The sequence below is a fragment of the Leptolyngbya sp. CALU 1928 genome, from assembly GCF_056784215.1.
In genome coordinates this window covers 2198135-2222928 of record NZ_JBXBCE010000001.1, presented here as the reverse complement: position 1 = coordinate 2222928, position 24794 = coordinate 2198135, and the positions used below count along the sequence as shown (strand labels likewise).

Here is a 24794-nt window from a genome sequence, read left to right as displayed (position 1 = left end):
CAGCAAAATGAATCTTCTACCGCCTTACCTGCTACCAGGCGATTTCAGCGTATCCATCAAGTGATCGCACTCCGCATTTTTGCCAATACTTGCTTCAAAGGTTCTAAGTCACTGGAACATATTTGATATATTTCTTCAGCATCTATGTTGAAGTAATCGTGAGCCAAGATATTTCTGATTCCTTTAATGCTTAACCAGGGAATATCAGGATATTGATTGAAAAAATCGGTTCCAACAATTTTTTCAATCCTTTTGATGTTTTCACTAATCGAAATTAGCATCATGCTGATTCCATCTAAGCGATCAAGACCGTCATCGTTACGAGTGAAATCATCAGGTGAATTGATTTCTGCAAATCTTCGCTCGATTCTCCTAATTGCTTCGTCACTTTCAAGAAGCAATTCTAAAAGAAGGGAACGATTATACATATACTGCTTCCTGATCTATTCTCGCCTTTAAGTAATGGTTCATCCCATGCCAATATCGAACTACATCAACTTTTCTGTTAAACAATAATTCCAGTTCTACTTTAAGACTGACACGCTTCAAAAGATCGGGTGCCATATCTACGACGATATCAATATCACTGCCATTGTGGGCTTCATTGCGTGCCACAGAGCCAAATATCCCAATGCGAGTTACGCCATAGCGTTTTTTGAGTTCGGGTTTCAAATGGCGCAATTTTTTGATGACATCGCTGCTTTCTATGGTTTCACTCATTTAATTTATCTCCTCCAAAGCCGCATCTTTTGTGCTTTTCCCCTCTACAATTGCAATCTCCTCCTCAGTCACCCATACAACCGATACACAATCGCGTCAATCAAGCGATCGCTATTTCATGTCTAGCATCAGGGCATGAAAGCCTGCTTGAATAAAATGGCGGTCGCCTGTGACCACATTGGTTAAGTTTTGCTGCTGCATTACCACGAAAGAGATACAGTCGGTTAAGCCCCAGGTTTTATCGGAGCGGGATTGATAGAGTGCGAGTGCCTGCATTAGTAGATTTGTGTCAATGCTAACCACTCTAATGTTTTCGGTACGATAGCACTGTTGGATAAACTGAACTGCACCAGCCCGATTGAATGCGCTTAAGGCATTGCCAACTTCAGTAAAGATGGCTTCTGTAATCCAGACTTCAGTTGCTGCACGAATGCGCGGGAACAGTTGTTTTGCCTGGTTATGATAGTCGTCGCGGGGGTTAAGCAATGCTTGAATGAATGCGGTGTCTAGAAACAAGCGATCGCCCATCATGACCCATTTTCCTGGTGTTTGGGTGTGCCGTAGAGATAATGGTCATGTTCGGTTGACCAGTCGGCAGGAGCTTCGACAGTTCCGGTGAGAGATTCAAGCACATCCCAGGCATTACCGGATTCTTGTAAATGCTCTTGCCGCAAGGTTAAAACAAAGGTAAGAACCTGTTGCTGAAGATTGTCGGGCAAATCGTTCACCTGTTCAAAAATCTGTATGGTGATTGGATTACTCATTTATCCTCCTGAACAAAGTTTCTAGCTGGTTCATTTTCCCTTCGCGATCGCACCATTTTTTCCCTCCACGATCGCCACTTCCTCTTCACTCAACCCATACAATCGATACACAATCGCGTCAATCAAGCGATCGCACCGCATCAGTTGCATTTTTAGAATTCCTTTGAATCGGCATTCGGGGCGGGGCAGTGCGCCATAGTAGATCGATGTCTTCGGGGGTGAGTCCATAAGCTTGGTTGACTAGATCAGAAATCTGATGCTCTAGCTGCAAAATCTCACGGTTGCGAGTTTGCATAGGTAGAGCATAATCGCCATAGATTTGCTTCATTTCTTTTTGCCCTGCTACGCCCAAAGGATCGCCTGTTTTGCCTTTCTGGGGAATGCGCTTTCGCAGTTCGGTTAAGAATTCGGCTTCGCTGAGGATGGCAAAACGCTCTAGTTTTTGCCCTAGCTTATCGATTTCAAAACGGGACTGCATCCAGTCCAACACGTCACGATAGGATTGCTGATTGGTTTTGGTAAGGTCAATCAGTCGCTGAACTTTGGGTTCGGTTTGTTCGCGGATTTCGTCGGTGGGTGGGGCGATCGGGAAAGTTTCCATGAGTTCACCTTTTGGTGTCAAAGCCTCATCTTTCATGTGAGGTAAAAATCGCCAATTATGCCACCAAATTAATGGAGAATTTAATACGCCTAGCACATACAAATCTTTTCTAGGTAATATGAATGCCTTGTTATTTGTCAGGTATCCAGAATCATCAAAACTGTAAGATGGATGAAATTGAATTTCTTGATAAATAATCTTAGGTAATTCAAAAAGGTGTAAAAATGCTGGTGAGGCTTGTAGCTGCCACCACTCTTGACTTCCTGCTCTTTTTTTTAGTTTAGATTCATACTTTTTCAAATGGTTTTTGACTGCGGGATAAGCATCAATATCAAGATCCTTATGTGCAACAATCATCCACAAGTCATGCCATTCAGAGTTCCATCTTTTTATATCTTGTCCTCGTAAAAATGGCTTGATAATTCCGATACAGTTAGGATCAATTTCAGTTAAATGTTTGCGTAAATCATTACTAACTACAAAAGCTTCATTGAAACCAGTCTTAATCCCGTAGTAAGGATTACAACCAACAAATTCTTTCAACGGAACACCAATCCGCCGAATCTTCTCCATCAACGCCCCGACATCTGGACGTTCCAAACTCCAGGGAGCATCACTAAATCTTGACCAAGGCACATCGTAGCCTTCCGTTTCTACATAGCCATTCAGGTCAATTCCTGCCAATGCTTCACGGGGCACGGGGCAGATTCGCACCGTTTTGTCTGTAGGTGGAGGTAGATTTGGTAGGGGCGAAGCAGTGGGTATCAAAGGTTTTCGTACCACCACAATGCAGGGAAAGGTGTCCGCATCGGGAAAAATTGGCGCGTGACCAAAATCGACGATTTCTTCAAACTGGCTATTCGTAGCAAAGAATCGCCGTAGTGCTTCCCCATAGCCTGCCCGTAGCCATTTATTCGTCACAATGTAGGACGAATAACCACCTCGCCGCAGTACTTTCAGCCCTTTTTCATAAAAATAGGTGTAGAGGTCGGCAACGCCGCTATAGCTTTCATAAACGGCTTGGAAAAAAGGCTTAAATTCGCTCAATCCTTCTTGTCGCACATAAGGCGGGTTGCCCACTACCGCATCAAAGCCCGGACGCTCCTTCCAACTGGCATTTTCTAGATCAATAAACACCTCTGGAAACTCTAGATCCCAATGAAAAAAGTGTTTCTCGTCACTGAGTTTTAGGGCATCGTCATAGACAGCGGCATCTGCGGCATTCATGGTTTTAGAGTCAGCCGTAATAGCACTCGTGCCAAATACTCGCAAAAAATGGTCGGCGCGTTTCAAGCCAAAAAACTTAGAAACGTAGATATCGAGCAAGCGTTTGTAGGGTTTGGCGGCGGCATCAAACGATCGAAAGAGAGTTTCGCTTTGTTCCACTTCGGCAAACGTGGCATCGCTCAACACACTCACGCCGCGCATAATTTCCGCCGCCAGCAGCAATCCCACAAACGGTCCTGTCAGCAAGGTAAACTGTCCGCTCGATTCCTGGCTCATTGCCGCTTCCGCTTCTTTAGCCGTCGTGCCAATTAGCGAATTTCCACAGCGCAAATGGTGATCCAAAAAGCTCAAGGGTGCCCCAATGGTGAAGGAGTGTAGCCACAAACTCACCTTTGCCAATTCCACCGCCATCGGGTTCAAATCCACGCCATAAATGCAGCGCTTCATTACCACCCGTTGCAGCAGTTGCGTCGGTTCTAGGCGATCGGGGTTAATCGTGATCCCTTGCTGTTTCAAGTTTTGCAAAATGCTCTGGCGCGTCTGCTCCAGCATTGCCAGCACGGGGTTTTGTTCAGGATATAGATTCAAAATCCGAATCAGTTCATCGGTCAAATAGTCCACCGCTTCCACTAAAAAGTGACCGCTGCCCATCGCCGGATCACACACTTTGATATCGAGTAAGGTGCTTTGGGCTTGCCGCTCTAGCTGTAGCAAATCCTTTTGTAGCCCGTTCAGGCTTTGCGTTCCCAGTCGTTTATCGTGCAGTTGGCTGTGCAGTTGGGTAATTTGCGCCATCAGTTCGCCAAACCGCGCCTGTCGCTGCTCCAAAATCGGCTTCAGCGTGTGGCTAACGATGTATTTGACAATATAGTCAGGCGTGTAATAGGAGCCTGTGGTTTTGCGATCGCCCTTGTCATTCTCCAGATGCACATTGGCGATCGCCCCATGCGCTATCGCCACTCGATATTCCAACAATCCCTCATAAATCGAACCCAGTTGCCGCACGCCCAAAAAGCTATAGTCGATCGGCTGTCCTTCAAACCGCGCCAGTTGATCCAACACAGGAGCCAGCACCGCATCGGTTAGCTTCAAGCGAGACAAAAAATGATTGGCGCGATACTCTGTCTGATCGCTGGGCTGACTGAAATCAAAGTGAAACAACCCGCCGTTATAGCGCGGCACCTCCAACCCCGGATCACCGCGATCGACAATTTGAAATAGACTCAGCAGGCGATCGTAGAGCGCCGTGGAAGTCTGGCTCAACTTCTTTTGCCACTTGATGCCCTGAGCGACTTCCTGCGTCATTTTGCTGAGGCTGTGATCTCGATAATCGCGATCGATGGGCAACAAATTTCGGGCTTCGGCATAGAGCAAAAACAACAGCTTGTAGAGAAACGATAGCGTTGCTTTATAGACCTGCTCTGGGGTGATCGGTTGACCGCGCCGGGTTGCATCTGCCACAAAGCCCCCCGCCAAACTGGGAAAGACGCGATCGAACACTAACGCTTTTAGCTCATTTCCGACACGAGTGGCATAAGTGGTGCTGCCTTCCCGCACCCGCTCTAAAAAATTGCGCCCTTGGGAATCTTTAACCAGCGCTTCCTGCCGAAAGAACAGCCAAAAATACTTAAACTGCGCCAGATCGCCTGCTTCCAGCAGTTCCACCAGATCAACCGGATAAAATTCTGTAGCCGTTGAGGAAGCCTGCCGATAATACAATCGCCACTCGCGCCCGTTGGTCAAAATGCCCCAATCCACCCCGGTTCCCGTCAAATAGCTAGAAATCTGAAACGAGGGATTGGCATTTTTATAAATATCACGCTGGTCGTTGGCAGAAACCTTACTCAGCGGACGTTCCCAATATTTTGCTTCCGCGATCGCCTGCACCCGCGCATAAAAAGCAGGTTCGTCGTTCTGAAGCGGATAGGCAGCATCGCGATCGGTTTCACGAGTAAACAGGGCATAATCCGGGCGTTCCGCTCTGCCCTTGCCGCGAGTCGTCACCTGGGGAATATGACTAAACCCCAAAATCTCCAGCGCTGGCTTGATAAACACATCCTCGGTTTGCGCTTCACTCAGGGTGGGCAACAGATCTTTTTTAGACCTATAAAGCTGGCTTAACGCCTCAAAACCCGCTGCCCCATCCTCTTGCCATTCTGGGCACTCCTGAAGCCGATGCTCTAGATAGTGCTGTGAAAATAACGGCTTGTTTGGTTTTTGCCCATCCATGATTTCAGCCCTAGTGCGATCGCTGAAGCGCTAATGAACAACTGGCTGTTTAGCCCTGTGCCTACTTGCCCCTCCAACCTACAAGATCGCAGCCCAGACTGTCGAGATTTGCCAGCAATCTCATCTGCACCTAATCCCAAAAGGCTTTTACTCCAGCGATCGTCTTGATCTTAAACCATGCCTCGAATTTCTTCGACCATGCCATCGCGTAGCAAAAGCTCAACCTGCATTTTTTCGATCAGGTTATCCCCCAATTCAACCCGAAACACGCTGTCGATTTGTCCTTGGTTGACTTCTTGATCCATCTCTAAAACTTGGACTTGCTGAAGCTGTTGCAAAACCTGATTTTTCTGCTCTAGCAACTCACTTTTCTTCTGATTAACCTGACCCTGGATGCTTTCAATCTGTTGATTGCCTTCAGAACCCGGCAGTTGCAAACTTTGTTTTTGAATCTCAGAAATCATCCGCTGCGCTTGCATTTCAAGCTGTTGCAGTTGACTGTCTAGCTGATTGATTTGGTCTTGCAGTTGTTGCTGCGCCTCTTCTTTCCAGCGAGGTGTGACGATCGCTTTCACATTAACAGAACGCTTTAGAATCAATTGAGAGGGTGAGACATCCATAAAACGCTTCATTAAGGGTCAAGAGCAAAAAAGATGTTTGGGTGAAAATTACTTTTCACGAGTGGGCAAGAATAGCCCAGCAGTCAACGTTTAATCAGCCGTACAATGCCTGTCTAGCAGGACATCATGCGGGATCAAACAAACATCTCGTTAATCATACCCTGGTAGCGATCCATCACAACATTTCGACGAATTTTTAGGGTTTGGGTCAGCAGTCCATTGTCCATAGAAAATGGCTCGGAAATCAGGCGAAACGGTCCAATACGATCGTCGGGGCGATATCCTGGGCGGTTTTTCACCTCGCGGTTGAGTTCCTGCCGGATCAAATCTTGCACTGGTTTACTGTCTAAAGTTAATTGTTTGTCAGATGCTTGACTGCTTGCTGAATCCGTCGCCTGCAACGTATAACCTTGCGCCAGCGCCCACTTTTCCAAAGCATCCACATTGGGAACAATCAGCGCGCCCAAAAACTTTTGGTCTTGCCCGACTAGCATCATTTGATCCACATAAGCGCTTCGCAGACAAGCATCTTCAATCGGCTGAGGCTCAATGTTTTCACCACTGGTGAGGACGATCGTATCTTTCGCGCGCCCCGAAATAATCAAATCACCCTGATCGGATAACCAGCCCAGATCGCCCGTGTCGAACCACCCGTCTGCATCGATCGCCTTTTGGGTTGCTTTGGGGTTTTGATAATAGCCCTGCATTACTTGGGGTCCGCGCAGCAGCACTAATCCTTGCTTGCCCATGGCGACGGGTTGGCGAGTTTCTAGATCCACAATCCGTGTTTCCGTTTGAATGAGTGCCTGCCCATCAGCACCGCGCAGGTTGCGATTCGGACGGCGAACATGGGTAATCGGTGAGGTTTCGGTCAGTCCATAACCGCCCAAGATTTCTAGACCGACGATTTCAAAGAAGTCTTCCAGGTGTTCGGCAATGGAGCCGCCACCGCTGACGAAATAGTTGACGTTGCCGCCCACGCCATCCCGAATCTTTTTATAAACCAGGCGATCGCCCACCGCGTGCAAAATTCCGAAGGGTACGATTTGGATTAGTGCAGTGAGTCGGTCTAGGAGGGATGGATTCAGGTTTTCTAGATCTAACCCCTGCAATGTGCGACGTGCCCGAATGAAGCGATCGCTGCTCTGCAAAAAGAACTGAGCTAGCTTCTGTTTTTTTGCAGGTTGGTCCCGAAATTGCTTTTGCACCCCTTCATAAATCGATTCCCAGAGGCGAGGCACTGCCACCATATAGTGGGGCTGGAAGTCCTTCAAGTCTTTTTTGACATGGCGAATGTTGGTATATGCCTGAGTAGCACCATGCCCAAAAATGAAGTATTCAAACGTTCGTTCGTAGCAGTGCCACACGGGCAGAATGCTGAGAACCCGCTCTCCTGGCTGTACTCGAACGACCCGCCCTGCCCCATCCACTTGAGAGAGCAGGTTGCCATGGCTTAACATTACGCCTTTGGGCTTGCCAGAAGTGCCAGAGGTATACATCAATGTCGCCAAGTCATCCCGCTGGGCTGACCCAGGCTGAAGCGGTTGCCCTACGCCCAGTTCTAAGAGTTGGGAGAAATTCAAGATTTTCAGTTGGTTATCTTCATCGGGCGTTTCATCCGACAGCAGCACGATCGCTTGAATCGGCAGATCCTCTAAGCGATCGCGCAGTTTATTAACGGTGGCATAGTCTTCTGCGACGAGAAACGTGGCACCGCTGTTTTCCAAGATAAACAACAACTCGTCTTTTTCTGCCTGAGAACCCCGGACTACATCGATTCCACCAACCGTCATGATTCCTTGATCGGCGATTAGCCAGCGGGGGCTGTTATCAGAAAATAAACCGACGCGATCGCCTGCTTTTACCCCTAACGCCTGCAACCCAGCGGCAAACTTCTGCATTTGCCGATAAAGTTCCGCATAGGTGAGCTTCACGGGCGGGACACTGTGGAAATCTTGCACCGCCACAATAGTGCTGAAACGCTGAGCCGCGATCGTCCACAGTGCCGGAATCGATGGCACTGCGTTGTAATCAAAGGGTTGAGAAGATTGAGTCATGGAAGGCGTACCAGAAAGGCTCCTACTTGGCTTCTGCATCCGCAGAAAAAACCGCTGAAAACATTACCTTAGCTATCTTAATTTAACTCTAGTTTGCGATCGCTTTTTAAGGATTGAGTTCTGTGGATTGCACTCAAGCATTTGGCGTTTGATTGCTGCCTATCGAGAACCCATGTATTGATAAAAATAATAGGTTGCCATGGGAATAATAGTTGCAGCAACGAGGAAGCCAATCACCCAAACGGTGGCATTACTTTCTTTGGTTTTTTCAGGGGTGGCAAACGTGCCTTCCACCATCACGGTATCTTTCACCTCCGGTGGACCCGGATCAGCTTGCCCCGAAAGGACGGCAACCAGGCGATCGCCCGCACCCAGAAATGCTTGATTGTATTTGTTGCCTTCCTTCAGCGGAATCAGCACAGTTTCCTGTGCCACACTAGCTGCGATCGCGTCTGTCATTAACTGCTTTACCTTTTCTCCCGTGCGAATCCCCGTATTATTCGTGACGTTATCGAGTACCAGCAACGTTTGGTTTACCTGATCTGCGTCTGTGGGAAACCACCGCTTAAACAGCTTTTCTGTAAACCCCTCAATCGTCTCTTCGTAATCCAATCGGTGAATAGTGACAACGCGGGTTTCCAAGCCAGATTGAGCCGCCAGGTCTGAGAAAGCGGTGCTAAGTTTACCCTCAGTGGTTCGACTAAGGATTTCGGCTGTGTCAAGCACCCAGGTATTTTCTGGCAAGTCAGGAATTTCATATAAGCTGGTTGCACTCGCTGGCAATGCAATCAGTTGGGTAACGAACAAAACTAGCAAGACGGATAGACAGAATCGCTGAAATGCTTGCAACAAGGAATTTTTTGCAGGTATCAGCAACGAAAAGGGTGTGAGGAGCCGACGCATATCAATATCTGTCGCAACATTATATTTTTCAAATACTACGCTTAATCCATCCCGATAGGCAATTGAATCTACAGCAGGGACAGGGATGAAATCAACAAATCAATCGAGTCTGTTTTTTAGGGGGAACAGCACCATTTCCCTAATGAAAACCTTAGGGGAGAACACGGGCGCGATGCGGCTAATGTGGGCAATTCTAATAGTTTGACGGACTTTGCAGAAAAATAGGCGATCGCCAGGGATGGGGCGAGATCGCGAAAGTCGCGAAAGGTGTAAACTTTTATTAACCGTTTTAATAATTCTAAGGAACCACTTATGAGTAATGGGTTTGGTCAGCCAAAACAACCGAAGAAACCTTCAAAAAGTGCAGAGGTGCGAGGACAGGCTTCTCAGCAGTATGACAAGATGAAGGCAGAGGGTTTGCCAGAATTTAACATTTATATTCGGATTAAAGATAAAAAAACTTGGTATCCTGTGGGGTCGCTTGCCGTGAGTCGGCTGAATAAGATCAATCATGCGATCGCCCAGCAGGAAGCTGAATTGCTGCAAGGAGCGTTCCGGCTATTTCCCGTCCTCAAAAAGCATCAGCAATTTTTGGAATATGGCTATCAGTTAAAACAGTTTCCTGATGAGCCGATTCAACCAGCAGAACTTCCCCAACCGGGCAAAGACAACTTTTTAGAGCAGCTTAAAGACCGCTTTTCGGGCTTGTTGAAGAAGAAGTAGCCTAATGTGCCAATAAAGTCAGCCTACCCTGGGGGCCGCAAGTTATATCCCCCACCTACTACGCAAGCCCTAAGCCTAGGGCAGGTAAGCCAATGGTCTAACTCCCAAGATAGGAGAAGGGGAGCAACGCCCACAAAAGCAGCCATTTGCTTGTGGTTCAACTTGCCTAATTCCAGCAAGGCAGAGACCAGCGTGGAAGCCATTTTCCTACACCGGGCACCCTCAAAACTGATTCTTGAGTGTACCGCCATGCCTGACGGGATGCTTGGCTAGTGGGTGGAGTGAATGTAGAGTCGTTTAGCCAGCAGAGACGGAACTCTTCTAGTTCTCCCTATAGAATGGTCAGTAGCAGTATTTGAGAAACTTCATGCTGATTCAAGAACGGCAAACAACGCGGAATTGGCAACCGATCATCCAGCAATTTGAGGCGATCGCGGGTAAAAATAACGTCGTTCGCCGCAGGGAAGAACTGCTGGTGTATGAATGTGATGGCTTAACCAGCTATCGCCATCGTCCTGATGTGGTGGTGTTGCCCCGAACCACGGCAGAAGTTGCGGAGATCGTCACCGTCTGCGCTCAAAACCAGATTCCCTTTGTGACTCGTGGATCGGGCACAGGCTTATCCGGTGGAGCGCTGCCCGTGGATGGCTGCGTTCTGATTGTCACCACTTTGATGAAGCAAATTTTGGAGATTGATCTGGAAAATCAGCGGGTAGTGGTGCAACCCGGTGTGATTAATAGCTGGGTGACGCAGGCGGTCAGCGGAGCAGGGTTTTTCTATGCGCCCGATCCTTCCAGCCAAATTATTTGCTCGATCGGCGGTAATGTGGCAGAAAATTCTGGCGGGGTTCACTGTCTAAAATATGGCGTGACGACCAATCATGTGTTGGGTTTGAAGGTCGTTACGCCCACAGGTGAGATTGTGGACATCGGCAGCACAGTGCCGGAAATGCCGGGATATGACCTAACTGGCGTGTTTGTCGGCTCGGAGGGCACCTTGGGGATTGCCACGGAAATCACGCTGCGATTGGTGAAAACGCCAGAATCGATTCGGGTGTTGCTGGCAGACTTTACCAGTGTGGAAGCAGCGGCGGCAACGGTTTCAGATATTATCGGCGCGGGAATTATTCCGGGCGGCATGGAAATGATGGATAACCTCAGCATTAATGCGGTGGAAGATGTGGTGGCGACAAACTGCTATCCCCGTGATGCGGAGGCGATTTTGCTGGTGGAGGTGGATGGGCTGGAAGTGGAGGCAGCAGAGAATACGCAGCAAGTAGAAGCGATTTGTTTGCAAAATGGGGCGCGCAACGTGCGGATTGCCACGGATGTCGATGAACGCTTGACCTTGTGGAAGGGGCGTAAAGCTGCCTTTGCAGCCATGGGTAAACTGTCGCCCGATTACTATGTGCAGGATGGCGTGATTCCTCGGACTAAGCTGGAATATGTGCTGAAGACTATTGCAGAGTTGGGCGATCGCTATGGCTACTATGTGGCGAATGTGTTTCATGCAGGCGATGGCAATCTACATCCGCTGATTTTGTATGACAATGCGGTTCCCGGTGCGTTGGAAAAGGTGGAAGCGTTGGGCGGCGAAATCCTCAAGCTCTGTGTGAAAGTCGGCGGTAGTATTTCGGGTGAGCATGGGATTGGTGCGGATAAGCGCTGCTATATGCCAGACATGTTTTCGCCAACCGATCTGGAAACGATGCAGTGGGTGCGTCAGGCGATCGACCCGCAAACGATCGCCAATCCAACGAAGCTATTTCCCACACCCCGCACCTGTGGCGAAGCGGCTAAACCATCCTCTAGCCAAAATTTTGAAGGAGTCGATCGCTTCTAAACTGCGCGGCTGGGTGGATGTGTGAAACCGGGATTGCGATCGCACCCTTTAATCCCCCATCCCGCAAGGGACTGCATCCATGTCAAACACTTGCAGGTCAACCACTCGCAGGGATTCTCGAAATCGCAATCAACCCGAAACACTTGCAGGAATTGAAACTTAACAACAGCAATACCAACGCGATCGCTGTCTACATCAGACGACGAGTGCGTTAAACCTTCTACAAAGCAGTTTGAGCCAGTTCCTTAAGCAAGGTTTCTACTTGTTGTGGGTTTGAAATAGCAAGAAATCCAACTTCCTCTTTTCGTTCATTGCCATCGCTACCCTTCCACGATCGCACAACTACCACCACATCGCCTGTGCCATCGTTGTTTTCGCGGCGGTAAATCTTTTCAAGCTGTTGAGGCTCAAAGCTGCGAATGGTAGTTATGTTAGCCCCATAAAACGTGATCAACCGTTGATGGGTGATGATATACACACTTCTACTGATATGCCATCGCCAGAAGGGAAGTGACAGCAGTGCCAACCCCATGAGAATGAGAAGCACCCCAACCAGAACAATTCCGTAGTTAGTTTTTAAGTCAGGAATTGGATCTACCAGCGCTACATGAGTAAAAAACACCCCCGCGCCTATCAATGGGATGGCAAACAGAGATATAAGAAAGCCATCGATTAAGCTAGAAACTTTTGGCTGGTGTTGACTAATCCAGCGAATCGATTCTTGAGGTTGAAGCTCCTTGTCTATTTTTTGACGAAGCTGAGGTGGAATTTTCAGTTTGTCTAGCATGGTCGGCGCGTTCCAATGGCAGGACTTTAAAAACAATCATTCATCCCCTAGCTTACTGAAACCAAAAGCCTCAATAAAATCGTAGCTGCACCGACTCTTTACCCTGCCATAGGTGGCTGAGTTACAGCTTACAGCAGGGGAGCCAGTTCATGTTTTAATCGCCCAGTTTGAACAAATTCGGCGTAGGTATCGGCTTCGATCGCCCGCAGTTCTTCCTGTAGCTGCTCTTGAACAAAGATTTGCATATTTGGATGTTCATCTAACAATTCATCGATCTCTGTTTGCAAACTGGCAAGCTCTCCTTGCACGAGGCTGGTTTGATAGGAGCAAAATTCGAGATCAGCATTAGGACGAGCTTGTACTATTTGTAAATGGTCTAAAACGCGATTGAGTGCAGATTGGTGAGCGATCGCCTCTAGGTATCGCTGTCGAATGGGTTGATCGCCCAATAGCTTTAACTGCGCTAACAGTGGCTTAATCAACAAACCTTGCACGAGCAGCGTAAACAGCACTGCCCCAAATACCGTTGAAATCACTTCCGAGCGGACAGGCAACACAGCCGGAACGCTTAAGGCAAGGGCAATAGACACCGATCCACGCAAGCCGCCCCACCACAGCACTGTTTGTTCTGGAATAGTCAGTTGAGAGTTGGCAAGACGATTGCTGAGAAAGCCCAAGCCATAGATGAACAGTGCCCGCGAGATTAGCATGGCAATGACGGTAATGGCGATTGCCTGCCAATCTCTGCCTAACTCCGAGAAGCGCACTTGGTCGCCAATCAGCAAAAACACAATCGAATTAACGAAGAAGGATAGAAACTCCCAAAACTCGGTCACAATTATGCGCGTCCGGGGACTCATGCCAATCCGAGAGCCAAAGTTGCCCAAAACTAACCCCGTCGTCACCGTTGCAATTACTCCCGACCCGCCTAGCTTCTCTGCCAGCAAATAGGTTCCATAGGCAGCAACCAACGTTAACGACTGCTCCACCAGCGGCAAATCGAACCGTTGAGTTAGGTAAGAGATAGCGAGTCCGATCAACAATCCCATCCCCACGCCTACACCCAAAACCGTCACAAGCTGAAGCAGCACAGGCTGAACTGACACCTCCGCTCCGCCCATTGCTAGACCCACCAACACGCTAAACGCCACAACCGCCATACCGTCATTGAATAGGCTTTCTCCCTCCATCACCGCCGAAAGTTGCTTATCTACGCCTAACTCGCGAAACAGCGCCACCACCGAAACCGGATCGGTTGCCGACAAGCACGCCCCAATCAGCAGCGCTGCCTCGATCGAAAAGTGGGTAAATTGCCCCAGTCCCCAAGTGATTCCGGCGATCGATACTGCCACGCCCAGCAATGCATACAGCACGATGGGGGTAAGCTCTTGCTTGAGCTTTGACCACTCCAAATTCCAGGCGGCTTCAAACAAAAGCGGGGGCAAAAAGATAGAGAGAATCAGTTCGGGCGATAGGTCAACTAACCGGACATCTAATAGTGCCAATCCTAAACCCACAATCACCAGCATTAACGTATAAGGAATGCGCGGAAACCAGCCGAAAATGCGGGGCAGCGTAGCGACTGTTAGCGACACACACACCACAAGCAGAAAGCTTTCTAGCCCTTCGTCGATCGCCACTTTCCCCATTTCCATCATTATCATGACTTCGCGCCTCTTCTCCATCAACAGCAACCTACTCAGTGGCGATAGTATCAGCTACCTCCGCGATCGCAAAATGCTAGTAGGGGTTAGCGAAGGGTTTAGCTAAAGGACGCTTCCGCCAACGGCATAAATCTTTGGGTATCCTATGAATTGAAATGATTATTGAAATAAACGCTAGGTTGCAATTGAGCTATGGCAGGACACAGTAAATGGGCAAACATCAAACGTCAGAAAGCGCGTGTGGATGCAGTGAAAGGTAAAGTATTTACCAAAGTCTCACGAGAGATTATCGTGGCGGCTCGGAGTGGCGTGCCTGATCCAGCGGGTAATTTTCAACTGAGAACGGCGATCGACAAAGCGAAAGCCGCAGGGATGCCTAACGATAATATTGACCGAGCGATCGCCAAAGGATCAGGCAAACTGGGAGACAACGCCGACTTAGAAGCGATTCGCTATGAAGGGTATGGCGCGGGTGGCGTTGCCATTTTGATTGAAGCCTTGACTGATAACCGCAATCGCACGGCGGCGGATCTGCGAGTCGCGTTTAGCAAAAATGGCGGCAACTTGGGCGAAATCGGCTGTGTCGGCTGGATGTTTGATCAAAAAGGCTTTGTGGAAGTATCGTTGATTCCGGTGAAAACGGGAAAAGGGCGACGATCAGAGGCGATCGCGGAAATCAACGAAGAATCCTTGCTAGAAGTCTTCTTGGAAGGCGGCGCAGACACTTATGAACTGCTGGAAACCGAGGATGGCACCGTTGCTGAATCTTTTACCAACCCGACCAATCTGGAAACCCTTAGCCAAACGTTGAAAGAGGGCGGCTACCAGGTCACGCAGGTAGACCTGCGCTGGATTCCTAACAATACTTTGGAGGTCACCGATCCAGATCAAGCAAGCAGCGTCCTCAAGCTCATGGATGCCTTAGAAGATTTAGACGATGTACAGAGCGTTACCGCCAACTTTGAAATGGCAGAAGACCTGATATCTTTGATCCTTGCCTGAAACTTCACGGGGTGTTCATTCTCTTCGCCACCAAGTTGAAGTAATCTATGTACGACCCGATTTTTTGTAGATAATTTGACGACTAAAACACGTTCTCAAGCTTTTTTGTTGATCGCGGCTCTGGTTTTCGGCACCCTCAATCCATTGAGCGCTGAAATTGCTTTCGGCAAAGATTTCAAGCGATCGCAGCCCAATTTAAACCAAACTGAAGCCCCAAAAGCCGGACAGTCTGACAGCGATCGCGGTGCCAACAGAAGCGTTGATGAATGGCTTTCTAGTGAAAGAATCGTATTTATTACCGGAGCAGTCGATGCTGAAATGGCACAGAGAGTAGTTGCTCAATTGCTTTATTTAGACTCGCAAGCACCCGGAAAAGACATTTACCTATACATCAATTCTTTTGGAGGTAGCATAACCGCAGGATTGGCAATGTATGACACCATGCGCGCTTTGCGCTCTAACGTGGTCACAGTCTCGTTGGGAGAAGCCAGTTCCATGGCGAGCTTCTTGTTAGCGGGCGGAACCAAGGGAAAACGTCTAGCGTTGCCCAATTCGCGCATTATGATTCATCAACCCTTGGGAGGAACTTGGGGGCAAGCCAGTGAGGTGGCAATTGAAGCAAAAGAGGTTTTGTACTTTAAAAGCCTGCTGAATCGGCTGTTGGCTGAATTTACAGGTCAGCCGCTGAAACGAATTGAAGTGGACACCGATCGCAATTTCTACCTGTCGGCGGAACAAGCGAAAGCCTACGGAATTATTGATAAAGTCGTCAATAAGCTGCCCTCCGCCTCTCAGCCTTAAAGTTATGCTCACAGAGACAAAAAGACGAAGCGATCGCCCTCCCAAAAACTAGCGTCTAATTTCACGGACAGCAGGTTGACCGTCAATTACTTCGCCCACTAGCACCAGGTCTACCATGTTGACGAACAAGCCATTTTCCAGCACACCGGGAATGTTGTTGAGAGTTTTTTCTAGCTCAACTGCATTATCGATTCCATTGGTAAACTTCACATCTAGAATCAAATTGCCTTGATCGGTGACCACGGGACCCGATTTTTTTACGCCCATCCGCAGCGTCACTTTGCCGTTCAAACGCTCGATCGCTTTCGTCACCGGGTTCAGCGCTTTAGGAATCACTTCCACAGGCAGCAAAAAATTGAGATTCAGCTTATTCACCAGCTTGCCGCTGTCTACAATCACAATAAATTTCTTAGAAAAAGCTTCCACTAGCTTTTCTTGGGTGTGGGCAGCCCCGCCGCCTTTGATTAAATTAAGATCAGGATCAACTTCATCTGCGCCATCGATCGCAATATCGATGCCATCAATCATATCCAGCGTTGTTAAAGGAATGCCGCATTCTCGCGCCAACACTTCCCCTTGAAATGAAGTAGTCACACCTTGAATGTCCGTCAGGTCGCCCGATTTGAGGCGATCGCCCAATGCCTGAATCATAAATGCGGCAGTTGACCCAGTTCCCAGTCCTACAATAGAACCAGATTTCACCATGGCAGCGGCGGCGGCTCCAACTTGCTTTTTCATCAATGTTGCGGGGTCAAGTTCTGCACTCATGGGTTTTCCTGGGGTGGTTTAGAGATCTAGCTTCCATTCGTCAGTCTACTATTTTGGTGGCACCTTCTATGAATCAACCGAACGATTCCCGAATGAATGATCCAGTAATCCTGGGCTTGACGCAAGCAGAACGCCGCCAGAAACTTGAGGATGCCTCGACCCCAACTGAAATAAAAACGGGCTTGCTTTATCAAGAAGGGCAATACTTGGCGGGTCAGCAGCAGTTTGAAGCCGCGATCGCGTACTATACCCAAGCGCTTCAGGCAAATCCCGACTATTTGCCAGCACTCAAAGGTCAGGCAAGCGTGTTGAGCCAGCTAGAACGCTATCAAGACGCATTCAAATACTACACCGCCGCGCTTGAGCGAGATCCCAATGATTATGCACTGTGGCGCGATCGCGGGGTCGTGTTGTTGCAGTTGGAACAGCGAGAAGAAGGACTAGCAAGCCTGGAAAAAGCGTTAGAACTCAACCCTCGCGCATCAGACGTGTGGAGCCTCAAAGCCTTGGAGCTAGCGCGATCGCACCAGCCCAATGAAGCCCTAAAAAGTTGTGATTTCGCCATAGCCGCTAATCCCCAAGAGCATTCTGCGTGGAGACTGCGGGGCTTGCTCTTCAAGGAACGCAACCAGCTAGAGGACGCTTTGAAAAACTATGACAAAGCCCTGGAACTGAACCCTGATGATGCAGACCTGTGGGTCTATAAAGCTAAGGCACTCAGCAAGTTGCGCCGTGAATCGGACGCAGTAAGCAGCTACGATCGCGCTTTAGATCTAGAGCCTCATGAGTTCTACTTTTGGTATGAGCGAGGGCTATCATTACGACGCTTGGGGCGATATGAGGATGCGATCGCCAGTTTCGATCAAGCCCTCTCGCTGAATCCATACGGCTATCCCATCAGCCGCAGCCGTCTCTATACTTTGCTGACAAGCGGTAAATTGGTCGATCATTTAATGGGCAACGGTAGCCTTGCCGAGCAAAACCGTCTGTGGCATGATTTGAACCAAACCCTCACGATGTTTTCTAAACGAAAACTACCAGCGCTGGTGATGATTGGGCTGGTTGCTCTGTTCAACACTCACAGCCAAGCGATCGCCCTGCTGGTTGCCAGTCTGTTTGCGGGTGTCGCCCTGTGGAGCGACCTGATTCAAGAAGCCAAAAAGTAGACTGCCCTATGGTTCATCTTGCCAAGATTCTTCTCCATCCCATTAAATCGCTTGACGGCGTGGCGGTGACTGAGGCGACGATGCTATCCAGTGGTGCGCTGAAGGGCGATCGCGAATTTGCCATCATCGACTACCAAGGCAATTTTGTGAATGGGAAACGTATCCCGGCAATTCATCAACTCCGCGCCAATTTTGATCTGAAAAGTCGGATCGTTTCTCTGCAAGGGCAAGATACCGCAGACGTGAGTGATTTTCATTTAGACGGCGATCGCACTCCTCTAGAACGTTGGCTAGGTGACTACTTCGGCTTTCCCGTCAAGCTGATTCAAAACTTAGACATGGGCTTTCCCGATGACACCCAATCCCCCGCCCCAACGATCATCAGCACCGAAACGATTGCAACGGCGGCGGCATGGTTTCCGTTGAGCGTGGAAGAACTGCGATCGCGCCTCCGCACCACTCTCGAAATCGCCGCAGAACCCTTTTGGGAAGAGCGCCTATTCAGCACCGCAGGCAATCTCGTGCCCTTCCACATCGGCGCTATCCAATTCTTCGGCGTAAACCCCTGTCAGCGCTGCATTGTTCCTACCCGCGACTCAATCACAGGACAACCCTACCCCAACTTTCAAAAGACGTTTGTACAACACCGTAAAGCGACGTTCCCCACTTGGGCAGAAGCCTCCCGATTCAACCACTACTACCGCATGGCAGTGAACACCCGCGCCCCCTCCTCCGAAACTGGAAAAATACTCCACATCGGCGATTTGGTCACCCTGTAATTGTTCCTATCTTGTAGCGTCCTGAAAACTAACCTCTTTTTAGTTAGCTGCAACAGAGCAAAACAATCATATTGCTTAAGGCACAATCACGAACGGACTATACTCAAGGCAATCGATAGCCTCTAGAAAATTATGCTCCAGACCTTAGAAGCCCTATTCGACGGTACAACTCTGCAACCTGAAGTACCCTTAAACTTGAAAGCAGGTACGCGAGTTCGGATTATTGTTGAAAGTGTTTTGCCCGATCTAAAAGAACACCCCAAAACGTTTCTTCAAACCGCTAAATCGCTACATTTGCAGGGTGAACCAGACTGGTCAGAGAACATTGATCACTATTTGAACGGAGAAAAATAAATCGCTCTGGTGATGCCTAACGCTTTTTTGGATACTTCTTTTGCCATCGCTTTGTCTGCCGTTACCGATCAGAATCATGTCCGAGCAGTTCAACTCGCTGACCAACTGGAGATCAGCAAAGCCCGCTTAGTGACTACCCAAGCAGTACTGCTAGAAATTGGAAATGCACTTTCTAAGCAGCGATATAGAGCTGCAGCGATTCAGCTTCTTGAATCACTCCGATCTGATCCAAATGTTGATGTAGTTCTGTTAACAAACGATTTATACACCGATGCATTTACTCTATTCAAGAATCGAGAAGATAAAGAACGGGGATTAGTTGATTGCATATCATTTGTTGTGATGCAAAATCAGGGGATAACTGATGCGCTGACAATAGATGAGCATTTTAACCAAGCAGGGTTTCGAGCATTATTGAAAATTTAAAGTCTATGTGCCAATTAGCCGAACACAATTAAATGTACTCCTTATTGATAAATACTCCTTAAGAGCCGAAAGCTTAAAAGTTGCTTTTGCGGTGTGCCGTTTCTAATGAAATGTTTGGTTTTGGGAATCTGATTAGGCAGGTTTCTAGAATGAAAGCAGCGGTGATTGCGATGCAAGGGAGGATCTATGGGAATTGCGACAGTAAATCCGGCGACAGGCGAAGTGGTGAAAACATTTGAGGCGCTTTCAGATGCAGAAATTGAAAGGAAAGTAGCGATCGCCCAATCAACATTTTTGCAGTATCGCCAGACGAGTTTTGAGCAGCGATCGCAGTGGCTTGAGGCGGCGGCGGCAATTTTAGACTCTGATAAAGATCGCTTGGGTGCGTTGATCACGCTGGAGATGGGCAAGACGTTAAAATCGGCGATCGCAGAGGTGGAAAAATGCGCGGCGGTCTGTCGGTTTTACGCGGAAAATGGGGCGCGTTTTTTGGCAGATGGAGCGATCGCCACTGATGCCAGCCATAGCTTTATTCGCTATCAGCCCTTGGGAATTATTCTTGCTGTCATGCCGTGGAATTTTCCCTTGTGGCAAGTGTTTCGGTTTGCGGCTCCGGCTTTGATGGCGGGGAATGTGGGCTTGCTAAAACATGCGTCTAATGTGCCCCAATGTGCGCTGGCGATCGCAGCAATCATTCAGCAGGCAGGCTTTCCCGAAGGGGTGTTTCAAGCGCTGTTGATGGATTCTAGTAAGGTCGCTGGGCTGATGGCAGACGATCGCATCAAAGCCGCCACGTTAACAGGCAGTGAACCTGCGGGGGCAAGTTTGGCGGTTGCCGCTGGAAAAAATATCAAAAAAGTGGTGTTGGAACTGGGCGGCAGTGATCCGTTTATTGTGCTACCAAGTGCAGATTTGAAGGCTACGGCGGCTACGGCGGTCACTTCGCGCATGCTGAACTGTGGGCAAACCTGCATTTCTGCAAAACGGTTTATTGTGGCAAATTCCATTGCCGATGAGTTTGAGGAATTATTGATCACCCAATACAAGCAGCTGAAAGTGGGTGATCCGATGCTGCCAGAGACGGACTTGGGTCCACTGTCTACGCCCAAAATTTTGGAGGACAACGATCGCCAAGTGCAGGCGATCGTTCAGCAAGGTGCGCGAATTCTCATCGGCGGCGCTCGGCTCAATCGCCCCGGCAACTACTATCAGCCCACGTTAATCACCGATATTGCGGATGAGAATCCTCTAGGACGAGAAGAATTTTTTGGTCCCGTGGGGCTGCTGTTTCGTGTGGAAAATATTGATCAAGCGATCGCGCTGGCAAACAATACCCCGTTTGGCTTAGGCTCCAGCGCTTGGACAACCGACCCTACGGAACAGGAACAGTTAATCAACGGCATTGAGGCGGGATGCGTGTTTATCAACGGCATGGTGAAATCCGACCCCCGCTTACCCTTTGGCGGCACCAAGCGATCGGGCTTTGGTCGTGAGTTGGGCGTTCACGGGATTCATGAATTTGTCAACATTAAAACGATTTGGGTGAAATGATCCTTTTAGCCGGGTTGCTTTGGGTAATTCCAGCGTAGACAAATCGTCCACAAGCTGGATGTGTCCCCGCCTAACCCCATGCAAAATGCGATCAATCGCCCGTTTCTCTTCTTCTTCAATCAAATCATTACACAGTGCCGCTGCCAGCCCATACCGATCTGCAAAAGTTAGCGTATGGTTGGTTGTGGCTTGCATAAAGATTTCAGAAAACGCATTGGGTATAAGTTGGTGAGAAATCATCATCAGGTACGGATATTAAGTATCCTATTATACCTTTTTGATTTTTCGTCAGGGTGAGATTCATAACCTATCTTTAAACTTTTCAGAATCCTCTCTTAATTTCTCTCGTTTTGGCTGAAGAAGATACTCGTTGAAAACCTCATGATGCCAGCCTCACAGTCTTAATCAATTGAAATAGATTGAGGTCCGCTTTTGCCGTTGTGAGTCACTGTGGGATAGAAAGAGGCATTTCCTTGCTTGTCAAGCCAGCTTTTGATTGGCTCATCGGCAAGATTCAGCCGCAACAGCCCAGAAAATAATCCGCCCATGAACGCAACAGGCTGTTGAGTCAGTTCTGTGAAGATGGGGGTGAGTTCGTCGAAAAACATTGCAAGGCTCCTTTGCCGAAATTAGGGTGAAAGCTAAAGTTTGAGTAGGCGTTCCTTTGGAGATTGTAACGCTGGTTAAAGAGGAACTGATATAGTTTCGAGTCTTGGATTGCTGCTTTTCGCCTTAATCGTCATTCGTCCTCCGTTATTTGCCCTTTGTCATGCGATAAGTGGCGATTCCACTTGCGGTCAAGATGATTGCAAAAATGGGTGGAATCATTGGAATCCAGCCTTGAGCACTAAATGTGCCAATGCCAGTGATGATCACGATCGCAATCAGTCCAGCTTCCCCCAGTAAAACCAAAACTGGACGACGCACTATAAACCAGGCGATCGCGCCTGCCAAAACTGCCCAGCCGCCAATCCACACGATTTCAAGCTCATTAGACCAGTACCAAATTGCTGGTTTTTTATCCAGTCCGGCACTCAAAAATTGGCTGACCATTTGAGCATGGATCAAGACTCCTGGCAGCCGAGAATTTTCTGTTTCAGTCACGCTGAACGGTGTAAGAAATAAATCTTTGGCATTGGCGGCGGTTGTGCCAATTAGAACAATTCGGTCTTTAATTTGCTCTGGCGGCACTTGCCCATTTAATACCTGGCTGAGACTCACCTGCTGGGCAACGGTTCGCCCCCGATAGTTCAGCATTACCTGATAGCCTTGATCGTCTAGATCTTGATAGCCCCCTGCGGTTTTACTCAGCGGCGGAAATGCAACAGTTCCTAACTGGGCAATGGTGCGATCGCCCGGACTGGGCTGCAACTGAATATTCTTTTTAGCTAGATACATTACCGCTAACCGTAACGCAAAGGAATAATAGGTGGTGGTGTTCAAATCGGCAAACATGAGATTACGCCGCACGACACTATCGGCATCCAGCACCACATCATTAAACCCAACGCGATCGCTGGGAACACCGGGTGGCGCGGGGGTGATGGGGGTTCCAAGATTGGTGATCGTGACAATGTTGGGCGCTTTCAAGGCAGTCAAGAGTTGCGATCGCCCTGGTGGTTGAGGAATATCCCGAAAAATATCCAGCCCGATCGCTCGCGGTTGATGGCGCTGAAGTTGGGCAATGGTCGCCGCGATCGTTTCATCAGAGAGCGGAAACCGCTTTTGCACTTGAATGTCGGCTTCAGTAATGCCCACTACCAGCAAATGCGGATCGGGTTCAGGCTCCGGTCTACCTCGCATCTTCCAGTCATAGGCAGCGATTTCCATGGGTTGCAACCAGCCCAAGTTTCTAGCTCCACTCACAATCGCGATCGCCACTAGGCTAACCGCGCCAATCACCAGAGGGGCAACCCTACGACGATGGCGGGGTTTTGCCGGAACCTCAGTGATTTCAGCAGGTCGCGCTCCCTCGTTTGCCAAGGTATCCATCTGAGTGAGTGGCAGCAGTGTTTCATCAGTGCCCAGCGTTGGCGCATCTAATAATGCAGTCTGATCAAGCGCCTGTAACACCTCTGCCGCTGACTGAAAGCGTTGATTGAAGTGATAGCGCACCATTTGATTAAGAATCCGCGCTAGCCACGGAGTGACTACTGCGCGATCGCGCCAGATGACTTCCCCGGTAGTAGGATGAGTCGGCAATTGAGACGGGTGCAGCCCGGTGAGGGCTTGAATGGCAGTGATGCCCAAGGCATAAATATCGCTGTTGTATCGGGGTTTGCCAGCCAGTTGCTCACTGGGACCATAGCCCTGCGTGGCAATGCCCACGGTTAAATTTGTCTGTCCCGTTCCTTGAAGCAGTTGAGTTTGCATTTCTTTAACTGCACCAAAGTCGATCAACACGATGCGGCGATCGCGTTGCCGTCGCATGAGATTACTGGGTTTGATGTCGCGATGGACAATGTTGTGCTGGTGGACAAACTCCAAAATCTCCAGCACATCTCGCAGCAGCGTAACCACTTCAACTTCTGTTAACTGCTTTAAGGCGACGAGTTCTTCACTCAGGGGTAGCCCTTCAATATATTCCTGCACCAGATAAAACTGATGGTCTTCTTCAAAATCTTGCAGCAGGGCAGGAATGCGATCGTGTCCGCCTAGTCTTCGCAGAATTTCCACTTCATTCAAAAACAAGCGACGGGCAACCTCTAGAAAAACCGGATCTTGGCTGACAGGCTTCAGTTGCTTAATGACGCATTTGGGGTTTCCCACTTGTTGAATATCTTCAGCCACATAGGTACGCCCAAAGCCACCGCTTCCCAATACGTGAAGCAGTCGATAACGATGATTCAGCAGCGTTTCCGACATTATTTTTGGGTCAATTGCAAATGAATCAAGCAGCACCCGTAGTTCTGATCATGCCAGGGTCAGCAAAATCAGCATGGTTTGTAGATTATGCCTAAATTCTCCTAAATTTCTTACTTCTCAGGAAAAGATAAGAGGCGCGATCGCCCCTAATTAACCCACTTTACTCGCTTTCGGAAACCGCTCAATCTGAGCATACCCACTAAAAATAAGCAGGTTACCCTTCGTTTCTAAGCGATTAATCCGCATCATCACCCCATCTAAATCGAATCGATCTAAATCCACCATGCCATTGAGGATTTCGGCAAATGCTTTCGTCAAAACCTCAGAAACACCCCGCATCGCTTCCGGCACTACTTCTGGCTCAAACTGAGGATTTTGGAACAGCAGTTTGCGACGACGTTCTACATCCAATGTGGCGCTGAGGCTAATCGGCACGGTTCCATTCGGCAAAGTCGCTTTGGCAAAAATCGCTAGCCGATTCTCTGGCAAAAGCTGCACATTCACATCGGTGAAAGAAACGGGTTCACCGCCAGAAAGCTGCATCAACTCAGGGTTGGTTAGATTTTCCTGGTGTTTTCTCACCAGTTCTGCGGTAAACGCATGGTTAATTCCGGCTTCAGTGAGCGTCACTTGAGCCACTGCCTGAGTAGGTTGACGCAGCCGAATATTGCCTGATAGGACAGACCCAAAATCGATGGAAACAGCATCGGTTTCAAACGACATTTCCTCAACTTGAAAGTCTCGCCGAATGACGACATTCCGTCCCTCCATGCGGAAATTATCGATACTTCCCTGAAGCAGCTTGCTAGAAGGGTTGCAACGAATGACCACCTCCACTGATTCACTTTCAGTAAATAGGTGTCGAATCGATTGGCTGGCAACTGTGTTGAGCATTCGCTCTCCAAAGTCGCCACCCGGTTTTGCAGTGAAGCCGCCAAACATAC

At 48.8% G+C, this 24794-nt stretch carries 26 protein-coding genes; 11 read left to right on the top strand and 15 right to left on the bottom strand.

Features of this window, described 5'->3' with window-relative positions:
- Positions 1 to 56: 56 nt before the first annotated feature.
- The 5 genes from AC1S5B_RS10330 to AC1S5B_RS10310 form a co-directional block, all read right to left on the bottom strand.
- On the bottom strand, positions 57 to 428 hold the full coding sequence (locus AC1S5B_RS10330; RefSeq protein WP_482035591.1) for a HepT-like ribonuclease domain-containing protein: 372 nt from the start codon (positions 426 to 428) through the stop codon (positions 57 to 59).
- Complete coding sequence (locus AC1S5B_RS10325; RefSeq protein ID WP_482035590.1) at positions 421 to 720, bottom strand: nucleotidyltransferase family protein; 300 nt, start codon at positions 718 to 720, stop codon at positions 421 to 423. Before AC1S5B_RS10325 ends, AC1S5B_RS10330 begins: the two co-directional genes overlap by 8 nt.
- A gap of 111 nt (positions 721 to 831) precedes the next feature.
- Entirely contained in the window at positions 832 to 1251 is a 420-nt protein-coding gene (locus AC1S5B_RS10320) for a type II toxin-antitoxin system VapC family toxin (RefSeq protein WP_482035589.1), read from the bottom strand.
- The gene (locus tag AC1S5B_RS10315) at positions 1248 to 1484 is read right to left on the bottom strand and encodes a hypothetical protein (protein ID WP_482035588.1); all 237 of its coding nucleotides are present in this window, start codon (positions 1482 to 1484) and stop codon (positions 1248 to 1250) included. Before AC1S5B_RS10315 ends, AC1S5B_RS10320 begins: the two co-directional genes overlap by 4 nt.
- 118 nt (positions 1485 to 1602) lie before the next feature.
- A complete protein-coding gene (locus AC1S5B_RS10310) occupies positions 1603 to 5541 on the bottom strand; it encodes an Eco57I restriction-modification methylase domain-containing protein (RefSeq protein WP_482035587.1) in 3939 nt (1312 codons plus the stop codon).
- Between AC1S5B_RS10310 and AC1S5B_RS10305 the strand changes: the two genes are divergently transcribed.
- Positions 5530 to 5709: a hypothetical protein gene (locus tag AC1S5B_RS10305; protein WP_482035586.1), complete on the top strand. Its 180-nt coding sequence runs from the start codon at positions 5530 to 5532 to the stop codon at positions 5707 to 5709. The two genes, AC1S5B_RS10310 and AC1S5B_RS10305, sit on opposite strands and share 12 nt — an antisense overlap.
- 2 nt (positions 5710 to 5711) lie before the next feature.
- Here AC1S5B_RS10305 and AC1S5B_RS10300 read toward each other — a convergent pair whose 3' ends face one another.
- From AC1S5B_RS10300 to psb32, 3 genes are all read right to left on the bottom strand, one after another.
- Positions 5712 to 6161 (bottom strand): YlqD family protein, encoded by a 450-nt coding sequence (locus tag AC1S5B_RS10300; RefSeq protein ID WP_482035585.1) that lies wholly within the window; start codon positions 6159 to 6161, stop codon positions 5712 to 5714.
- A gap of 134 nt (positions 6162 to 6295) precedes the next feature.
- Positions 6296 to 8218, bottom strand: coding sequence for an AMP-dependent synthetase/ligase (locus tag AC1S5B_RS10295; protein ID WP_482035584.1), 1923 nt, complete (start codon positions 8216 to 8218; stop codon positions 6296 to 6298).
- Positions 8219 to 8377: 159 nt separating this feature from the next.
- Entirely contained in the window at positions 8378 to 9121 is a 744-nt protein-coding gene (gene psb32 / locus AC1S5B_RS10290) for a photosystem II repair protein Psb32 (protein ID WP_482035583.1), read from the bottom strand.
- A 312-nt stretch (positions 9122 to 9433) separates the two neighbouring features.
- Between psb32 and AC1S5B_RS10285 the strand changes: the two genes are divergently transcribed.
- From AC1S5B_RS10285 to AC1S5B_RS10275, 3 genes are all read left to right on the top strand, one after another.
- The gene (locus tag AC1S5B_RS10285; RefSeq protein ID WP_482035582.1) at positions 9434 to 9844 is read left to right on the top strand and encodes an HHL1-like protein; all 411 of its coding nucleotides are present in this window, start codon (positions 9434 to 9436) and stop codon (positions 9842 to 9844) included.
- 367 nt (positions 9845 to 10211) lie between these two features.
- A complete protein-coding gene (gene glcD, locus AC1S5B_RS10280; protein WP_482035581.1) occupies positions 10212 to 11687 on the top strand; it encodes a glycolate oxidase subunit GlcD in 1476 nt (491 codons plus the stop codon).
- 17 nt (positions 11688 to 11704) lie between these two features.
- Entirely contained in the window at positions 11705 to 11902 is a 198-nt protein-coding gene (locus AC1S5B_RS10275; RefSeq protein ID WP_482035580.1) for a hypothetical protein, read from the top strand.
- A 5-nt stretch (positions 11903 to 11907) separates the two neighbouring features.
- On the opposite strand, the gene AC1S5B_RS10270 is transcribed toward AC1S5B_RS10275, so the two are convergent.
- Together AC1S5B_RS10270 and AC1S5B_RS10265 are read right to left on the bottom strand one after the other, a co-directional pair.
- Positions 11908 to 12474 (bottom strand): hypothetical protein, encoded by a 567-nt coding sequence (locus AC1S5B_RS10270; protein ID WP_482035579.1) that lies wholly within the window; start codon positions 12472 to 12474, stop codon positions 11908 to 11910.
- Positions 12475 to 12602: 128 nt separating this feature from the next.
- Complete coding sequence (locus AC1S5B_RS10265; protein ID WP_482035578.1) at positions 12603 to 14138, bottom strand: cation:proton antiporter; 1536 nt, start codon at positions 14136 to 14138, stop codon at positions 12603 to 12605.
- Positions 14139 to 14330: 192 nt separating this feature from the next.
- Between AC1S5B_RS10265 and AC1S5B_RS10260 the strand changes: the two genes are divergently transcribed.
- Together AC1S5B_RS10260 and AC1S5B_RS10255 are read left to right on the top strand one after the other, a co-directional pair.
- A complete protein-coding gene (locus AC1S5B_RS10260; protein ID WP_482035577.1) occupies positions 14331 to 15140 on the top strand; it encodes a YebC/PmpR family DNA-binding transcriptional regulator in 810 nt (269 codons plus the stop codon).
- 75 nt (positions 15141 to 15215) lie between these two features.
- Entirely contained in the window at positions 15216 to 15941 is a 726-nt protein-coding gene (locus tag AC1S5B_RS10255; RefSeq protein ID WP_482035576.1) for an ATP-dependent Clp protease proteolytic subunit, read from the top strand.
- A gap of 48 nt (positions 15942 to 15989) precedes the next feature.
- On the opposite strand, the gene rpiA is transcribed toward AC1S5B_RS10255, so the two are convergent.
- Positions 15990 to 16709, bottom strand: coding sequence for a ribose-5-phosphate isomerase RpiA (gene rpiA / locus AC1S5B_RS10250; RefSeq protein ID WP_482035575.1), 720 nt, complete (start codon positions 16707 to 16709; stop codon positions 15990 to 15992).
- A gap of 68 nt (positions 16710 to 16777) precedes the next feature.
- On the opposite strand from rpiA, the gene AC1S5B_RS10245 reads away from it, so the two are divergent.
- From AC1S5B_RS10245 to AC1S5B_RS10225, 5 genes are all read left to right on the top strand, one after another.
- Positions 16778 to 17875: a tetratricopeptide repeat protein gene (locus AC1S5B_RS10245; protein WP_482035574.1), complete on the top strand. Its 1098-nt coding sequence runs from the start codon at positions 16778 to 16780 to the stop codon at positions 17873 to 17875.
- Positions 17876 to 17883: 8 nt separating this feature from the next.
- Entirely contained in the window at positions 17884 to 18654 is a 771-nt protein-coding gene (locus tag AC1S5B_RS10240; protein ID WP_482035573.1) for an MOSC domain-containing protein, read from the top strand.
- A gap of 132 nt (positions 18655 to 18786) precedes the next feature.
- Complete coding sequence (locus AC1S5B_RS10235) at positions 18787 to 19008, top strand: hypothetical protein (RefSeq protein WP_482035572.1); 222 nt, start codon at positions 18787 to 18789, stop codon at positions 19006 to 19008.
- A gap of 12 nt (positions 19009 to 19020) precedes the next feature.
- Positions 19021 to 19434: a type II toxin-antitoxin system VapC family toxin gene (locus AC1S5B_RS10230; protein ID WP_482035571.1), complete on the top strand. Its 414-nt coding sequence runs from the start codon at positions 19021 to 19023 to the stop codon at positions 19432 to 19434.
- A 186-nt stretch (positions 19435 to 19620) separates the two neighbouring features.
- Entirely contained in the window at positions 19621 to 20985 is a 1365-nt protein-coding gene (locus AC1S5B_RS10225) for an NAD-dependent succinate-semialdehyde dehydrogenase (RefSeq protein ID WP_482035570.1), read from the top strand.
- Here the strand turns inward: AC1S5B_RS10225 and AC1S5B_RS10220 are convergent.
- The 4 genes from AC1S5B_RS10220 to AC1S5B_RS10205 form a co-directional block, all read right to left on the bottom strand.
- Positions 20887 to 21180 carry a hypothetical protein gene (locus AC1S5B_RS10220; RefSeq protein WP_482035569.1) on the bottom strand — a complete coding sequence of 98 codons (294 nt, stop codon included), beginning with the start codon at positions 21178 to 21180 and terminating at the stop codon, positions 20887 to 20889. The two genes, AC1S5B_RS10225 and AC1S5B_RS10220, sit on opposite strands and share 99 nt — an antisense overlap.
- A gap of 206 nt (positions 21181 to 21386) precedes the next feature.
- Positions 21387 to 21593: a ssl0294 family protein gene (locus AC1S5B_RS10215; protein ID WP_482035568.1), complete on the bottom strand. Its 207-nt coding sequence runs from the start codon at positions 21591 to 21593 to the stop codon at positions 21387 to 21389.
- 145 nt (positions 21594 to 21738) lie between these two features.
- On the bottom strand, positions 21739 to 23850 hold the full coding sequence (locus AC1S5B_RS10210; protein WP_482035567.1) for a CHASE2 domain-containing protein: 2112 nt from the start codon (positions 23848 to 23850) through the stop codon (positions 21739 to 21741).
- A 150-nt stretch (positions 23851 to 24000) separates the two neighbouring features.
- Positions 24001 to 24792: an LmeA family phospholipid-binding protein gene (locus AC1S5B_RS10205; RefSeq protein WP_482036616.1), complete on the bottom strand. Its 792-nt coding sequence runs from the start codon at positions 24790 to 24792 to the stop codon at positions 24001 to 24003.
- Positions 24793 to 24794: the final 2 nt, after the last annotated feature.

Excerpts from the sequence above, each read along its gene's own strand:
- AC1S5B_RS10265 (WP_482035578.1), bottom strand. The coding sequence starts at position 14,138 with ATGATAATGATGGAAATGGGGAAAGTGGCGATCGACGAAGGGCTAGAA.
- AC1S5B_RS10215 (WP_482035568.1), bottom strand. The coding sequence starts at position 21,593 with ATGTTTTTCGACGAACTCACCCCCATCTTCACAGAACTGACTCAACAG.
- AC1S5B_RS10220 (WP_482035569.1), bottom strand. The coding sequence starts at position 21,180 with ATGCAAGCCACAACCAACCATACGCTAACTTTTGCAGATCGGTATGGG.
- glcD (WP_482035581.1), top strand. The coding sequence starts at position 10,212 with ATGCTGATTCAAGAACGGCAAACAACGCGGAATTGGCAACCGATCATC.
- AC1S5B_RS10325 (WP_482035590.1), bottom strand. The coding sequence starts at position 720 with ATGAGTGAAACCATAGAAAGCAGCGATGTCATCAAAAAATTGCGCCAT.
- AC1S5B_RS10225 (WP_482035570.1), top strand. The coding sequence starts at position 19,621 with ATGGGAATTGCGACAGTAAATCCGGCGACAGGCGAAGTGGTGAAAACA.
- AC1S5B_RS10240 (WP_482035573.1), top strand. The coding sequence starts at position 17,884 with ATGGTTCATCTTGCCAAGATTCTTCTCCATCCCATTAAATCGCTTGAC.
- psb32 (WP_482035583.1), bottom strand. The coding sequence starts at position 9,121 with ATGCGTCGGCTCCTCACACCCTTTTCGTTGCTGATACCTGCAAAAAAT.
- AC1S5B_RS10210 (WP_482035567.1), bottom strand. The coding sequence starts at position 23,850 with ATGTCGGAAACGCTGCTGAATCATCGTTATCGACTGCTTCACGTATTG.
- AC1S5B_RS10235 (WP_482035572.1), top strand. The coding sequence starts at position 18,787 with ATGCTCCAGACCTTAGAAGCCCTATTCGACGGTACAACTCTGCAACCT.
- AC1S5B_RS10270 (WP_482035579.1), bottom strand. The coding sequence starts at position 12,474 with ATGCTAGACAAACTGAAAATTCCACCTCAGCTTCGTCAAAAAATAGAC.
- AC1S5B_RS10245 (WP_482035574.1), top strand. The coding sequence starts at position 16,778 with ATGAATCAACCGAACGATTCCCGAATGAATGATCCAGTAATCCTGGGC.
- AC1S5B_RS10320 (WP_482035589.1), bottom strand. The coding sequence starts at position 1,251 with ATGATGGGCGATCGCTTGTTTCTAGACACCGCATTCATTCAAGCATTG.
- AC1S5B_RS10300 (WP_482035585.1), bottom strand. The coding sequence starts at position 6,161 with ATGGATGTCTCACCCTCTCAATTGATTCTAAAGCGTTCTGTTAATGTG.
- AC1S5B_RS10295 (WP_482035584.1), bottom strand. The coding sequence starts at position 8,218 with ATGACTCAATCTTCTCAACCCTTTGATTACAACGCAGTGCCATCGATT.
- AC1S5B_RS10275 (WP_482035580.1), top strand. The coding sequence starts at position 11,705 with ATGTGTGAAACCGGGATTGCGATCGCACCCTTTAATCCCCCATCCCGC.
- rpiA (WP_482035575.1), bottom strand. The coding sequence starts at position 16,709 with ATGAGTGCAGAACTTGACCCCGCAACATTGATGAAAAAGCAAGTTGGA.
- AC1S5B_RS10260 (WP_482035577.1), top strand. The coding sequence starts at position 14,331 with ATGGCAGGACACAGTAAATGGGCAAACATCAAACGTCAGAAAGCGCGT.
- AC1S5B_RS10285 (WP_482035582.1), top strand. The coding sequence starts at position 9,434 with ATGAGTAATGGGTTTGGTCAGCCAAAACAACCGAAGAAACCTTCAAAA.
- AC1S5B_RS10315 (WP_482035588.1), bottom strand. The coding sequence starts at position 1,484 with ATGAGTAATCCAATCACCATACAGATTTTTGAACAGGTGAACGATTTG.
- AC1S5B_RS10230 (WP_482035571.1), top strand. The coding sequence starts at position 19,021 with ATGCCTAACGCTTTTTTGGATACTTCTTTTGCCATCGCTTTGTCTGCC.
- AC1S5B_RS10310 (WP_482035587.1), bottom strand. The coding sequence starts at position 5,541 with ATGGATGGGCAAAAACCAAACAAGCCGTTATTTTCACAGCACTATCTA.
- AC1S5B_RS10205 (WP_482036616.1), bottom strand. The coding sequence starts at position 24,792 with ATGTTTGGCGGCTTCACTGCAAAACCGGGTGGCGACTTTGGAGAGCGA.
- AC1S5B_RS10330 (WP_482035591.1), bottom strand. The coding sequence starts at position 428 with ATGTATAATCGTTCCCTTCTTTTAGAATTGCTTCTTGAAAGTGACGAA.